This is a genomic window from Halorientalis sp. (genome assembly GCF_028275115.1).
GTDB lineage: Archaea > Halobacteriota > Halobacteria > Halobacteriales > Haloarculaceae > Halorientalis.
Map to the genome: position 1 here is coordinate 17,096 of NZ_JAQCNH010000024.1, position 14,381 is coordinate 31,476.

Sequence of the window (14,381 nt, forward strand, 5' to 3'; positions counted from 1 at the left end):
GTTCTTTGGAAACGCGAAACATTAACCTTGCGCCGGGATGCGATCTGTGGAGAGGTTCGAATCTGCCGCGCGAATCTCGGTTCAACCGTTTCGTCGATCTTGTTGTTCCCGAAACGTCAGCCGTCGTCGAGGGCGGATTCGAGTTCACCGACGACCTCCGGGTTGCGGAGTGCGCTGATGTTCCCGAGGTCTTCGTCGTGTGCGACCGACTCCAGCAGGCGGCGCATCACCTTCCCGGAGCGGGTTTTCGGCAGGGCGGGTGTGAACACGACTTCGTCGGGGACGGCGACGGGGCCGATAGCCGACTCGACGGCGTCGTCGACGTGTCGGCGGAGCGCGGCGTCCGCCTGCTCCTCCGCAGGACTGATGTAGGCGTAGACGGCCTCGCCTTTCAGGTCGTGGGGGCCGGAGACGACGGCGGCTTCGGCGACGCCGGCCACGTCAGCGATGGCGCTCTCGATCTCCATGGTGCCGAAGCGGTGGCCCGAGACGTTGAGCACGTCGTCGACCCGGCCGAGCAACGTCACGTACCCGTCCTCGTCGACGGTCGCGCCGTCCTCGGTGAAGTACGCCCAGTCGTAGCCGTCGAGCGCCGGTTGTGACGGTTCGCGCGCCGCGAACCAGTCCTCGTCCTCGACCATCGACAGCGGCATCCCCGGCCAAGGGTCGGTGAGAACGAGGTAGCCGGATTCGCCGGCCTCGACCGGTTCGCCCCCGCCGTCGACGACTTCGGCGCCGATTCCCGGGAGCGGGCGGCCAGCCGCGCCGGGTTTCATCCGGTCGACGCCGGGGAGCGTCGAGACCATCACCCCCCCGGTTTCGGTCTGCCACCAGGTGTCGACCACCGGGCACTCGCCGTCTCCGATGTGGTCACGGTACCAGTTCCACGCGCGAGGGTTGATTGGCTCCCCCACAGTACCGAGCAGCCGCAGACTCGACAGGTCGTGGCGCTCGGGGTGTTTCTCCCCCCACTTCATGAACGCACGAATTGCGGTGGGTGCGGTATAGAACACGTCGACGGCGTTGCGCTCGATCAGTTCCCACACCCGGTCTTTCTCGGGGTGGTCGGGGGTGCCCTCGTAGAGCATCGTCGTGGTCCCGAGGGCAAGCGGCCCGTAGACGGTGTAGCTGTGACCAGTAATCCAGCCAATGTCGGCCGAACACCAGTAGGTGTCTGTTGGTTTGATATCCAGCACGGCGTGGGCGGTCCAGGCGACGTGGGCTAGGTACCCCCCGGTCGTGTGACGCACCCCTGTCGGTTCCCCGGTCGTGCCGGAAGTGTAGATGAGAAACAACTGGTCGGTCGCGTCTCGGGCGACGGGTTCGACCGTCTCCCCGCGGTGGGTCGCCACCAGTTCCTCGTAGTCGTGTTCCCCCTCGGCCAGCGGTGTTTCCTGTCCAAGACGGTCGACGACGACGGTCGTGACGTCCTGTTCGAGGTCGATAGCCGCGTTGTCGGCTTTGCTCTTCTGGTGGACCGGCGCGCCCCGGCGGTAGTAGCCGTCACAGGTGACGAGATACTCCGAGTCGGCGTCGTCCATCCGCGCGGCGAGCGCGTCCGCGGAGAAGCCCGCGAAGACGACCGAGTGCGGCGCGCCGATGCGGGCACACGCCAGCATCGCCACCGGCAGTTCCGGAATCATCGGCAGATACAGCGTCACCACGTCGTCTTCCTCGACGCCGATGTCTCGGAGCGCGGCCGCGAACTCGTTAACCTCCCGGTGTAACTCCAGGTACGAGTAGGTCCGGGACTCGCCGAGTCGTCCCTCCCAAGTCAGTGCGACCTGATTCTTCCGGCCGTTCTCCACGTGGCGGTCCAGACAGTTGTACGACGCGTTCAGCGTCCCGCCGTCGAACCAGCGGAACGGTGGCCCCGCCCCGCAGAGAACCTCGTCGTAAGGCTCGGCCCACGAAAGCATGTCCCCGGCCCGGTCCCAGCACGCCGGCCAGTGCTCCGCGAACGTGTCGTAGACGCCTGGCTCGGAGACGTTGGCCTGCTCGACGAACAACGGCGGGGGGTCGACGGCCTCCCCGACAGCCGTACGTGCCGACCGCTCGGCCGAATCCTCAGAGGGCATTCGTCAGTCGAAACTACGTGCTGGTGTGAATAAACGTTGGCACTTCTGGCCGCCAGTGAGCCACCGCCGGGCGGTTGTTTCGTTCCACGGCCGCCCCGTGAGCGAGTGTCGAAGACACCACGGGCCGCCTATCGAGTCCGTTCGAGGTGACGTCTCTCGCAAGCGGCCGGCCCACGGCGAGGTCAGCGCGCACCTCTACGCCGTCGGCGACCGCTTCCTGGGGCGTCGACTTTGCCGACGACTGTGGCCAGTGTACCGCACCGAACCCAAGCGCGACGTCTTCGAGTGTCGTTCCGTTCCGGCGTTCACTCACGAGGATAACCGTGAGGACAAAGCGTTCGCGTGTCAGGACTGTGGGTACGAGGCAAATGCAGATTACAACGCGGCGAAGAACATTGCCAACCGATATTGCGGGTATATCCATCGCGGGCAGAAGTCTCGCGGTGGATGGGCCACCAGTCAACTGGCCCTCAACTCAGGGGCGTTGAACGTGAATGGTGAGTACACACCTGCCGAATTACTCGGTTAGAACGGGAGTCCACTGACAAGCCTCGGGGCTTGACCCCGAGGCGGTTGACCTGCTACACCTCGCCGTACACTGGTACCGCTGCGCCGCTTGTCACGCTCGTTGCCTCCGAACACAGTGCCAGGACCGTCTGGGCGATGTCCGCTGGGTCGGCCCACTGATCGTAGTCGGCGTCCGGCATCATCTCACGGTTCATCGGCGTGTCGATAACACTCGGCAGCACCGCGTTGGCTCGGACGGTCCCGCGGTTCTCTTCGGCGACGGTCTCTGTCAACAGGCGCACGCCGGCTTTGCTGGCGCGGTAGATGCCGTCGCCCTCGCCACCCTCCAGCGAGGAGCGAGAGGCGACCGAGACGATGGCACCGCCGGAGTCCTGCAGATGCGGGAGCGTGTGTTTCGAGGCCAGAAACATCGTCTTCAGGTTCACGTCGAACAGGAAATCGAATTCGTCGACGTCGGTCTCCTCGATGGGAGTTCCGCCCCGCCAGGTGCCCGCGACGTTACAGAGGTAGTCGAGGCCGCCGTTCTCATCGACGACGGTCTCGATTGTCTCGGCCACCTCGGCCTCCGCACTGAAGTCGGCCTGGTGGTGACAGACCGGGTCGGGGTCGGCCAGAAAGTCTTCGCTGTCCGGGCCGACGATGTCGGCACCACAGACGTCCGCGCCGGCCCCGTGGAAGGCTTCGATTACTGCACTGCCGAGCGCACCCCCCGCACCCGTCACCAGGGCGGTCTCGCCGTCGAAGTCGAACTCAACTGTCATGCAACGGGGTACCGTCCCGAGAGGCAAAAAACCACCAGTGGACGACGGGGCTACCGGTTCGAGGCGGGCGGGTGGCGCTTCTGGAAACAGGGAAAGCGCTTTTTTCGTGCCGCCCCCATTGGGCTCCGTGCGCTGTATTGCCCACAGGGGGTTCGCCGAGACCTACCCGGAGAACACGATTACGGCTGTCCGGTCCGCGGCCGAACACGCCGACGTAATCGAGATCGACGTGCGTCGGTGTGGTTCGGGCGACCTCGTCGTGATTCACGACGAGACCGTCGAACGGGTCACCGACGCCACGGGCCGTGTCGACGACCTGCGAGCCGACGAACTGGCCGCTCTCGACGTACTCGATTCGGGCGAGGGTGTCCCGACGCTCGTGTCGCTCCTCGACGCGACGACCGACGGTGTGGAACTCGTCTTCGACCTCAAAGAACCAGGCGTCGCGGCAGACGCGCTCGACGCTGCCGACGACGCGGGAATCGAGGCCGCCGTCTCGGCGTTTTCGACTGACGTCCTCGAGGCCGCCGACCAGGCAGGTGCGGACCGGTTCGCGCTTCTCGCCGCGGCAGGTGACGAGGCGGGGATACTCAACGTGGCTCGAGACGTGGGATGTGAAGCCATCCACCTTCACTGGCAGCTCTGTGTCGACGAATTCGTCGACCGCGCCCACGAGGCAGGGCTGGACGTCAACGCCTGGACGGTGCCGTCACGACACGACGCCGACGCGCTCGCACAGGTCGGCGTCGACGGCGTCATCGTCGACCGACCGGCCGTCTGTGGCGACTGAAACGCGACGACTGTGTAGTGAACGCACAGAACGAGAGCAACCGTCACTGCGCGTATCGAGTTCAGAAAGAGGTGGGGGATGGTGGGGGTGGCACAGAAATCCGTGGCAAAAACGACGAAAAGTATATGAAACTATCGCTCACCGAAACCGAACAAACGTTTCGGAGGCCTGCCACGCTCTGTCGGGGATTTACTATCGCGGTCATCAGCCCCGTCGCGGTCGTGCTGACGAACACGACCTGAGTATGCCGGACGACGTCGGCCGAACCGGTGACCGCCACGAGCCTCAGTGGCCAGGCAGCCGCGAGTCACAATTCCGGGTCGTCTCCGTCCAGCAGGATTAAAACCGCCGAAATCCGGCACTGTTGCCGGGCCCTCGAGTCCCGCCGGAACGGCGGCTCTGCTCTCCGACGGTGCGTTTTCTCCGACCTCTGGCATCGAACGTCTCGGTTTGTCGTGAGGTCGGTACCGCCCGGCACGACTGTTTTGCCGGTGTCCGGTCTCGCCCGTCGCTCGGGCGTGTTCATCGGGGCCGAACCACCGCAGTACCGGCGTGTCAGTCATCAGTTCTGATAACTACGGAGGAAGGCTTAGTACTGGCACAGCACTTACTTTGATAATGGCAGCGGATCGGGACACACTTTTACCGGCCTTCGTCAGCGAGCGATACGCGAGGCGACTCGGAATCGCGCTGGCGCTCGCCATCTTCGTAGTGGTCGTTTCAGGGGCTGTAATCAACGCACAGGCGCAGGAGACTCTTCGGGACGACGTTCAGGAACAGCTAGTGACGAACGGAGAAACGCGCGCACAGCAACTCGACACTTGGATGAGCTCGGTTAAAAACAGCGCCCGCACGACCGGCGAACTACCGGTGTTCGAGACCGGCGATCGGACGGCGATCAACAACGCACTCGAGTCGCGGGTCACGGACGACCGGGTCCCACAGGACGTAGTCGCCGTTCACTATCTGAACACGTCGAGTATGACCTTCGAGGCGAGTTCGAACGAGCAGTTCGTCGGCGTCAGCCCGGCCGAGCAGGGCGCGCCGTTCGCCGACGATCCACCGAACTTCGAGAGCGCCTCGGACGTGTACGTCTCCGAACCGTTCAGGGTTCCAATCGTCGATCACCCGATCCTGGCGGTCGTGACGCCCGTTCCAGGTGTGGAGGACAGGGCACTCGTGTACATGACTGACCTGGCAGGCCGGACCCAAACTCTCTCGGACGCAAAGGGAGACACAACCACCGTCGTCGTCAACGAGCAGGGCCGGTACGTCGCCCATCCGAACACGTCGAGGATCATGAGCGAACACACCGGTATGAGCGGTGAGATGCAGTTCATGGAGCGGGAGATGCACGGCGAGCGGATCGTGATGGGAATGGCCGGTATGTCCAGCCAGGACTGGATCGTGATGGTCCACAGTCCGGCCGAACAGGCCTACGCGCTCGGCGATCAGATCAGCTCCGATCTGATCGGGCTGATTCTACTCGCCGTCATCAACCTCGGACTGGTCGGGGTGACCATCGGGAGCGGGACGGCCGTCTCGCTGCGTCGGCTGGCCGGCCGGGCCGAGACGATGGCGGACGGGAACCTAGACGTGGACCTGCAGTCGGTCCGTAACGACGAGATCGGGACGCTCTACGAGTCGTTCGACCGGATGCGCGAGTCACTCCGGTCGAAGATTCGGGAGACAGAGGCGGCGACGGCGGAAGCACAGACGGCCAAACAAGAGGCCGAGCAGGCTCGCCAGGACGCCGAGCGCGAGCGCGAGGACGCTCAGAGTATGAACGCTCAGCTCCAGCGGAAAGCCGAGGAGTACGGGGCCGTTCTCGGGGCCGTCGCGGACGGTGACCTCACCGCGCGGGCCGACACCGACACCGAAAACGATGCGATGGCGGACATCGGCGTGGCGATCAACAAGGCGATCACCGACATCGAGGCGACCGTCGCAAACACACAGGCGTTCGCCGACAACGTCCTCCGGTCGAGTCGGGAGGTCGACGAGAGCGCCGCGTCAGTCGAAGCGGCTAGCCAGCAGGTTCGGGAGTCGATCGGGGAGATCTACGACGGTGCGAGCGAACAGTCCGACTCGCTACAGGGCGCCGCCAGCGAGATGGAGAGCCTCTCGGCCACGGCCGAAGAGGTCGCCTCCTCGGCTCAGGAGGTCGCAGACACCTCCCAGAAGGCCGCCGAGGTCGGCGAGACCGGACGAGAGGCCGCACGAGAAGCCATCCAGGGTATGAGTGCTATCGAAGCCGAGACCGACCGTACCGTCGAGGAGATGAGCGCTCTCGACGACGAACTCTCCGAGATCGGCGACATCGTGGGCGTGATCACCGAAATCGTCGAGCAGACGAACATGCTGGCACTCAACGCCTCCATCGAGGCCGCCCGGGCCGGTGAGGCGGGTGAAGGGTTCGCCGTCGTCGCGGACGAGGTCAAACAGCTGGCCGAGGAGACCAAAGACGCCGCGAGCGATATCGAACAACGAATCGACCGCGTCCAGAGCCAGGCCGGCGACACCGTCGAGACGATGGAACAGACCCAGGACCGGATTACCGACGGCGTGGCGACGGTCGAAGACGCCGTCGACGCGCTGGAAACCATCGTCGAGTACACGGAGGAACTCGACACGGGTATCCAAGAGATCGACGACGCGACGGCCGAACAGGCACGGACTGCACAGGAGGTGATGGGAACGATCGACCATCTGACGGCGATCAGCCAGCAAACCTCCTCGGAGGCCAACACGGTGGCCGAAGCGGCCGACGAACAGACCGACTCCATCGACGAGGTCGGGATGAACGCGGAAGCGCTCCAGGCGCGAGCCCAGGAGCTGTCGAACCTCCTCTCTCGGTTCGAGGCCGAAGCACTCAATGCGGCTGCAGGACGCTCGAACAACCGCGCGACGACTGACGACTAACAATGACCGAAATTACAACCTGGTTCCAGCTCGGGACGCTCGGACTGATCGGCGGGACACTCGCGATGGGGTACGCAATGTGGCGCGTGCCCGGCGAGAACGCCCGTGAGGACTGGCTGCTGATCGGCGTCGGTGCTATCGCCGCTGTCGCGTACGCCCTGCTGTCGACGGAAATCCTGACGATTCAAGCCGCGGACGGCCACACGGTGTATCTCGTCCGCTACATCGACTGGCTGGTGACCACGCCGATGCACGTGGCGTACCTCGCCTTGCTCGTCGGCGTCACCGGGCGGTACCTCTGGGAAGTGTCGGTCGTACAGGCAGCGACGATCGCCCTCGGGCTCGGCGGTTCTATGGCCGACGGCCCGCTGAAGTGGCTCCTGTTCGGGGCCGGTAGCCTGGGGTTTCTCCGCGTGCTCTACGTGCTGTACGGACCGGTCAGCGACGCGGCCCGCGCCAAGACCGAGGCGGTAGCCGGGACGTACCGAACGCTGTTGAATTTCATCGCGGTTCTGTGGCTGATCTACCCGGTCGTCTGGCTCCTGGCACAGAGCGGGCTCAACTTCCTAGACCTGGAGACACAGGCGCTCGTCATCTCGTACATCGACGTTGCCGCGAAGGTCGGGTTCGGGCTGATCGCGCTGAACGGTCGTGCGGTCGCGTCGCTGGTCACTGACACAGAACCGGAGGCTGGGGAGCCGTCGGCGGCGGACTGAGAGGGGGGTTCTACCGGACGCCGATCGCTTCGATCTGTTCCTGGTAGCGGTTTCGGATGGTGACCTCGGTGACCTGTGCCACGTCGGCGACCTCGCGCTGCGTTTTCTTCTCGTTACAGAGCAACGAGGCAGCGTAGATGGCGGCGGCCGCGTAGCCGGTCGGTGACTTCCCCGAGAGCAGACCCTTCTCGGCAGTCTCGTCGATTATCTCGTTTGCTTTCGACTGGACCTCCTCGGAGAGGTTCAGGTCCGAGGCGAACCGAGGCACGTACTGTTTGGGGTCGACCGGTTCCATCTTCAGGCTGAGCTCCTGTGCGACGTACCGGTAGGTGCGGCCGATCTCCTTCTGGTCGACTCGGGACACGTCGGAGACCTCCTCGAGGGAACGTGGGATTCCTTCCTGCCGACAGGCGGCGTACAGGCAGGACGTGGCGACACCTTCGATGGAGCGGCCACGAATGAGGTCTTCGTTCAGTGCTCGCCGATAGATGACGGAGGCGACCTCCCGTACGGACCTGGGAACCCCGAGAGCCGAGGCCATCCGGTCGATCTCCGAGAGCGCGAACTGGAGGTTGCGCTCGCCGGCGTCTTTCGTCCGGATTCGTTCCTGCCACTTCCGCAGCCGGTGCATCTGACTTCGCTTCTCCGAGGACAGCGACTGACCGTAGGCGTCTTTGTCTTTCCAGTCGATCTGGGTGGTCAGTCCCTTGTCGTGCATCGTCTGTGTCGTCGGCGCGCCCACGCGGGACTTGTTCTGTCGCTCGCTGTGGTTGAACGCGCGCCACTCGGGACCCCGGTCGATGTTCTCTTCCTCGATCACCAGTCCGCAGTCCTCACAGACGATTTCACCCCCGTCAGCGCTCGAAACCAGATTTGCTGACTCACACTCGGGGCAACTCTGCATCTCCTCGTCGTCCCCGGTCTCTTTCTCGGTCGCTCGGTCCTGCTCGCGCTCCCGCTGGCGACTCGGACGAACCATCGTTCTTATATAGAACAAGCAGGAGCATATAAATACCCTTCGGTACGTCAGCCAACTGGAACGAACTCCCTGCCTGTCACGGGTCCCAGCGGGAGTATATCGGGAGTAGACGTCCGCATGCGGCCGATTTACTGCACGAAAAGTTTACGTCCACGGACAAAAATGTCTGCTGATAAATGGAGGATCATCGGGTGCTCGGGGTGGGGATGCTGATAATCGCTGTGCTGTTGTTGGCGAATCCGCTGTACGTTTATCAGAATCCGGACGAGGTGAACGAGGTACGAGTGTTCGACTCGTACAACGGGACGACCGCGGCGAACTACAGTTACGAGAACCTGTCCGACCCTGCACAGGACCTCGTCGACCGGGCACGAAGAGCCGGGTCTGGCCGAATCACCTTCCGCGGCGACGAGAACCGGCCGGCGGAGTTCACGTTCGTCCAGGCGGACCGGGCGGTCCGCGTCGAGGGCGAAGTCTATCGGATCGAGCGCGGCGACGAGCAGTTCCACGTCTGGACGCTGAGTCGGCCGGAGTTTAGCACCGAGTCGAACCGGTCGCAGGGCCTGCTCGGACTCGGGTTCGTTCTCGCGGCCATGGGCGCACTCTACGTCTGGCGACCGCAGCCACTCGACATCGGTGGCGGCATGACGAGCGCCGGTGTCCTCCTGCTCGTGTTCAACCTCGACTACCGGTACACGGAACTGCTCGGTGGGTTGAGCTTCCTCGGCGGGTGGATCGTCATCCTCCTGATACTCATAGCCGCCATCGTCAGTCTGGGCTATCTGTTCTACCGAACGATGCGAGAGCGGCGGCTGGCCGGCGAGTTCTGAGGCCGGGTTGCCAGCAGCGACCGGCCGGTCGCGTCGGTAAACGGCGGGAACTGACCGGTCGGTGTACGACGAGCGATCAAAAGTGGGTGGGAAACGGGGGGTGGGAAGGTGGGGTGTGGCACTGTTACGTGCCAGCACGAAGTGATACGTCTCTATTTGATTTCAATGCTGGGTTCAAATTATCACTATTGAATTTATGCATAACCACAAATAATAGGGCGAGTGGGTGACGGATCGGCACCTGAGACGCGTCGGAGCGTGGAGACAGCGGATAGAGACCGTGTGGATTTAAGCGGTTTGCGGGCACGGTTGACGGTGGTAATGAAGCTCCACGAGTACCAGGCAAAACGGGTCTTCGCGGACGCAGGGGTTCCCACCCCCGACGCGGAGCTCGCAGAGACCGTCGACGCGGCGGTCGACGCGGCCGAGCGCATCGGCTATCCGGTCGCAATCAAGGCACAGGTACAGGTCGGCGGGCGCGGCAAGGCCGGCGGAATCGAGCTCGTCGACGACGCCGAGGAAGCCCGCGAGGCCGCCGACGCGATCCTCGGGATGGACCTCAAAGGCTATCTCGTCGACCGCGTGCTGGTCGAGGAAGCCGTCGACTTCACCAACGAACTGTACGTCGGTGTCACGATGGACCGCGGCGAGGGCAAACCCGTCGCCATGGTCTCGACACGCGGCGGCGTCGACATCGAAGCGGTTGCAACCGAGGACCCAGACGCTATCGCCCGCGAACACGTCGACCCGGCGTTCGGTATGCACCCCTATCAGGCTCGCAAAGCCGTCTACGACGCCGGCGTCGACCGAACGGTCGCGAACGACGTCGCTGGTGTCCTGACGACGCTGTACGACCTCTGGGCGGCGAAAGACGGCTCCGACGCGGAGATCAACCCCCTCATGATTACCGCGGACGACGAGGTCATCGCCGCGGACGCGGTGATGAACATCGACGGTGACGCGTTGTTCCGCCAGCCAGATCTCGCCGAAATGCAGGAAGAGGCCGCCGAGGATGGCCTCGAAGCGAAGGCCAACGACTACGGCTTCGACTACGTCAGTCTCGACGGCAGCGTTGGCATCATCGGTAACGGCGCGGGACTGGTAATGACGACACTCGACATAGTCGATTATTACGGCGGCCAGCCTGCCAACTTCCTCGACATCGGTGGTGGGGCGAAGGCCGAGCGCGTCACGAACGCTCTAGACATGGTGTTTTCCGACGAGAACGTCGACGCCGTCGTATTCAATATCTTCGGTGGCATCACCCGCGGCGACGAAGTGGCACGGGGAATCAACGAGGCTCTGGAGGCCTTTGACGAGATTCCTAAGCGGGTCGTCGTCCGACTCGCCGGCACCAACGCCGAGGAGGGCATGGAGATTCTGAACACGGACCTCGTGACCGTCGAGAGGACGCTCGAGGACGCCGTTCAGCGCGCGGTCGAATACGCGGAGGAAGATTCAGCATGAGTTCTGTTACACGCTCGCTCACCGGTGGTTCGCTCCCGAGTATCGACCGCACGCTCGCCACGGGGTGGTTCGCGTGAGTGTCCTCGTCGACGAAGAGACGCGCGTCGTGGTGCAGGGTATCACGGGTGGGGAAGGGAAGTTCCACACCGAACAGATGCTCGACTACGGCACGAACGTCGTCGCCGGCGCGGTGCCGGGCAAAGGCGGCCAGAACGTCGCCGGCGTGCCCGTCTACGACACTGTCGGCGAGGCGGCCCGAGAGGAAAACGCCAACGCGGCCGTCGTATTCGTGCCGCCCGCGTTCGCGGCCGACGCCTGTTTCGAGGCGCTGGACGCCCCCGTCGACCTCGTGGTCGCCATCACCGAGGGCATCCCGACCCAGGACATGAGCAGGGTTTACCGCAAACTGCAGGAGACCGACACCCACCTCGTCGGCCCGAACTGTCCCGGCGTCATCACCCCCGGCGTCGCCAAACTCGGCATCCTGCCGGGTAACATTTTTTCGTCGGGTAACGTCGGCCTGGTCTCGCGGTCGGGCACCCTGACTTACCAGGTCGTCGACAACCTCACCGAACGTGGCCTCGGTCAGACCACCGCCATCGGTATCGGCGGCGACCCGATTATCGGGACGGACTTCGTCGATACTCTCGAACTGTTCGAGGCCGACCCAGACACCCACGCTATCGTCATGTGCGGCGAGATTGGCGGCGAAGACGAGGAGGAGGCCGCCCGGTACATCGGCCAGAACATGGACACCCCTGTCGTCGGCTTTATTGCCGGTCGGACGGCCCCACCGGGCAAGCGAATGGGTCACGCCGGGGCCATCGTCTCCGGGAGCGGGACCGGAACTGCACAATCGAAGATCGACGCGCTGGAAAACGCTGGCACACCCGTCGGTGACACCCCCGAGGAAGTCGCCGACCACATCGCGGACATCGTGTAAGCCCGCACCCCAGTTTCCGTCCCGGGTCGGTCACGTCCGAGCGCGCTGAAAGTTTCCGGTAGTTTTAGGTGATAGATTAACAATCTGGTTACCAATTGAAGCATCATGACAGCCTCGTTTGTAGAGTCGCTTTCGGTCGTGGCGGTTGGGACCGACGACCGGTTGCTGAACGTGGCCACGTCCCGTGTCGCCTCGTCGGGAGCGGCAGACGTCGAGACCGTCGTAACCGGGGCCGAAGCACTGACGCACGTCCCGGACGCCGATTGCTTGGTGACGACGTATGCGCTCCCCGACACTGACGGCGTCGCGTTGACCGAGCGACTCCGTTCGGAGTATCCCGACTTTCCGGTGGTTCTGGTCACCGACCAGCCCGACGACAGGGTCGCGAGCGAGGCTATCAGCGCCGGTGTGACAAACTACGTCAGGCGCGACGGGACGAATCCGCCCGAGGCACTGGCCACGGCCATCGCCGATGGCGTCGAAAGTTACGAGAGCAGGCAGGCTCTACGCGAGAGCGAACAGCGCTACCGGACGCTGGTCGAGCGCAGTCACGACGGTATCTACATCTATCAGGACGACCAGCTCCTGTTCGTCAACGACCGGATTTCCGAGATCACCGGCTACGACACAGACGAACTGTACGAGATGGACATCTGGGACCTGGTCCACCCCGAAGACAGAGCGTGGGTGAAATCGGTCGGCGCCCGTCGTCGCCGTTCCGGCGACGAGGCGCCCAACACATACGAGGCCAGGGTCCTGCGCGAGGACGACGAGACCAGACACCTGGAGTTTTCGGTCCAGACGACGAGGTACAATGGCAAGGCAGCCGTACTGGGGTCGGTCCGTGACGTGACAGAGCGCCGCCGTCAGGAGCGGGAGCTCGCCGAGACCAAAGCGTTCACCGAGACGATTCTGGACACCCTCGAGGACGTGATTTTCGTGTTCTCGCTGAATGGCGGACTGGTGCGCTGGAACGACCAGCTCTGTGCGGTGACCGGCTACACCGACGCGGAACTAAACGAGATGGACGCCCTCGACCTGCTCCCCGAGGAGCATTACGACGAGGCCGTCCAGAAGGTCCGCGATGCCGTCACGACCGGGAGTGCGGTGATCGAGGCCGAAGTTCGAACCAAGGACGGACGGCGGCTCCCCTTCGAGTTCCGGGGCGCACCACTGTTCGACGAGGACGGCAAAATCGACGCTATCGCGGGTGTCGCCCGGGACATCAGCGACCGCCTGGCCCGCGAGGAGGAGCTCGTTCAGTACCAGACTATCGTCGAAGCCGTCGGGGACGCCGTGTATACGCTCGACGAGCGGGGGCAGATTACCTTCGTCAACGACGCTCTGCTGTCGGTGACGGGCTATCGGGAGGAGGAACTGCTCGGCGAGTTCGTCGGGAAAGTGATGCGCCGGCAGGACGTGGAGACGGCTCGCGAACTCATCACAGAGCTACTCGAAAGCGAGGAGCGAACGCGTGCTACCTTCGAGATGGAGGCCATCGGCAGGGACGGCTCACACCACGCCTGCGAGGACAACATGGCGCTTCTCATGTCCGACGGGGAGTTCCGCGGGACTGCGGGCGTCGTCCGAGACGTCTCCCAACGAAAGGCCCGCGAACAGCAGTTGCGTCGCCAGAACGAGCGCCTCGACCGGTTCGCTTCGGTCGTCTCTCACGACCTCCGCAACCCGTTGAACGTCATCCTGGGCCGGGTCGAAATCGCGCGAGAGCGGCCAGGCGAGGAGCACCTCGACGCCATCGAGCGGTCAGCGTCGCGGATGCAGCGAATGATCGACGACCTGCTGACGCTGGCCCGAGACGGACAGACAGTCGGCGAGATGGAGCCGGTAGACCTGGAGTCGGCAGCACGGCGTGCCTGGCGGAACGTCGAGACCTACGAGGCGTCGCTCCACCTCGAAGACGACCTCGGGGTGCTTCGAGCCGACCACGCCAGGTTGGCGTCCCTGCTGGAGAACCTCTTTCGCAACGCGGTCGAACACGGCGGGGAGACGGTCACCGTCTCAATCGGTTCAATCTGTGACGCGGAGAGTGCCGCCGACGGCGGGCAGGCAGAGTCGGGCTTCTACGTCGAGGACGATGGGCCGGGGATTCCGGACTCGCAGCGTGACGACGTGTTCGACTCGGGCTACTCGACGTCCGACGAGGGGACCGGTCTCGGGCTGGTGATCGTCCGGGACATCGTAGAGGCCCACGGCTGGACCCTCCGGGTGACCGCGAGCGAAGCGAGCGGTGGCTCGGGGCAAAAACAGCGTGAATCCGCCTCCGGAGCGCGGTTCGAGGTCTTCGGTATCGACTGGACCGACGGTAAGTAGACAACAGAGCAGTACGTACCATCACGTATCGGTCGG

At 64.1% G+C, this 14,381-nt stretch carries 12 protein-coding genes; 8 read left to right on the top strand and 4 right to left on the bottom strand.

The window, feature by feature from the left end; all coding sequences use genetic code 11:
- Positions 1–116 precede the first annotated feature (116 nt).
- Positions 117–2,078 (bottom strand): acetate--CoA ligase, encoded by a 1,962-nt coding sequence (gene acs / locus Q0964_RS03520; RefSeq protein ID WP_299263478.1) that lies wholly within the window; start codon positions 2,076–2,078, stop codon positions 117–119.
- 13 nt (positions 2,079–2,091) lie between these two features.
- Positions 2,092–2,391, bottom strand: a complete 300-nt coding sequence (locus Q0964_RS03525; protein WP_299263569.1) for a hypothetical protein — start codon at positions 2,389–2,391, stop codon at positions 2,092–2,094.
- Here Q0964_RS03525 and Q0964_RS03530 point away from each other — a divergent pair.
- Positions 2,329–2,607 (top strand): zinc ribbon domain-containing protein, encoded by a 279-nt coding sequence (locus Q0964_RS03530; RefSeq protein WP_299263480.1) that lies wholly within the window; start codon positions 2,329–2,331, stop codon positions 2,605–2,607. The genes Q0964_RS03525 and Q0964_RS03530 overlap by 63 nt on opposite strands.
- Positions 2,608–2,659: 52 nt before the next feature.
- Here Q0964_RS03530 and Q0964_RS03535 read toward each other — a convergent pair whose 3' ends face one another.
- Positions 2,660–3,367 (bottom strand): SDR family NAD(P)-dependent oxidoreductase, encoded by a 708-nt coding sequence (locus Q0964_RS03535; protein WP_299263481.1) that lies wholly within the window; start codon positions 3,365–3,367, stop codon positions 2,660–2,662.
- 127 nt (positions 3,368–3,494) lie between these two features.
- Between Q0964_RS03535 and Q0964_RS03540 the strand changes: the two genes are divergently transcribed.
- The 3 genes from Q0964_RS03540 to Q0964_RS03550 all read left to right on the top strand — a co-directional run bounded on the left by Q0964_RS03540 (position 3,495) and on the right by Q0964_RS03550 (position 7,795).
- A complete protein-coding gene (locus Q0964_RS03540; RefSeq protein ID WP_299263482.1) occupies positions 3,495–4,157 on the top strand; it encodes a glycerophosphodiester phosphodiesterase in 663 nt (220 codons plus the stop codon).
- 618 nt (positions 4,158–4,775) lie between these two features.
- Entirely contained in the window at positions 4,776–7,079 is a 2,304-nt protein-coding gene (locus Q0964_RS03545) for a methyl-accepting chemotaxis protein (protein WP_299263484.1), read from the top strand.
- A gap of 2 nt (positions 7,080–7,081) precedes the next feature.
- Positions 7,082–7,795 carry a bacteriorhodopsin gene (locus Q0964_RS03550; protein ID WP_299263486.1) on the top strand — a complete coding sequence of 238 codons (714 nt, stop codon included), beginning with the start codon at positions 7,082–7,084 and terminating at the stop codon, positions 7,793–7,795.
- Positions 7,796–7,805: 10 nt separating this feature from the next.
- Here the strand turns inward: Q0964_RS03550 and Q0964_RS03555 are convergent, their stop codons facing one another.
- Positions 7,806–8,774 carry a transcription initiation factor IIB gene (locus tag Q0964_RS03555; RefSeq protein ID WP_299263488.1) on the bottom strand — a complete coding sequence of 323 codons (969 nt, stop codon included), beginning with the start codon at positions 8,772–8,774 and terminating at the stop codon, positions 7,806–7,808.
- A 176-nt stretch (positions 8,775–8,950) separates the two neighbouring features.
- Here Q0964_RS03555 and Q0964_RS03560 point away from each other — a divergent pair, with 176 nt between their 5' ends.
- The 4 genes from Q0964_RS03560 (at position 8,951) to Q0964_RS03575 (ending at position 14,345) form a co-directional block, all read left to right on the top strand.
- Positions 8,951–9,604: a DUF7979 domain-containing protein gene (locus Q0964_RS03560; protein ID WP_299263490.1), complete on the top strand. Its 654-nt coding sequence runs from the start codon at positions 8,951–8,953 to the stop codon at positions 9,602–9,604.
- A gap of 321 nt (positions 9,605–9,925) precedes the next feature.
- Positions 9,926–11,071 (top strand): ADP-forming succinate--CoA ligase subunit beta, encoded by a 1,146-nt coding sequence (gene sucC, locus Q0964_RS03565; protein WP_299263492.1) that lies wholly within the window; start codon positions 9,926–9,928, stop codon positions 11,069–11,071.
- Positions 11,072–11,144: 73 nt separating this feature from the next.
- On the top strand, positions 11,145–12,014 hold the full coding sequence (gene sucD / locus Q0964_RS03570) for a succinate--CoA ligase subunit alpha (RefSeq protein WP_299263494.1): 870 nt from the start codon (positions 11,145–11,147) through the stop codon (positions 12,012–12,014).
- 105 nt (positions 12,015–12,119) lie between these two features.
- Positions 12,120–14,345 (top strand): PAS domain S-box protein, encoded by a 2,226-nt coding sequence (locus Q0964_RS03575; RefSeq protein WP_299263496.1) that lies wholly within the window; start codon positions 12,120–12,122, stop codon positions 14,343–14,345.
- Positions 14,346–14,381 lie beyond the last annotated feature (36 nt).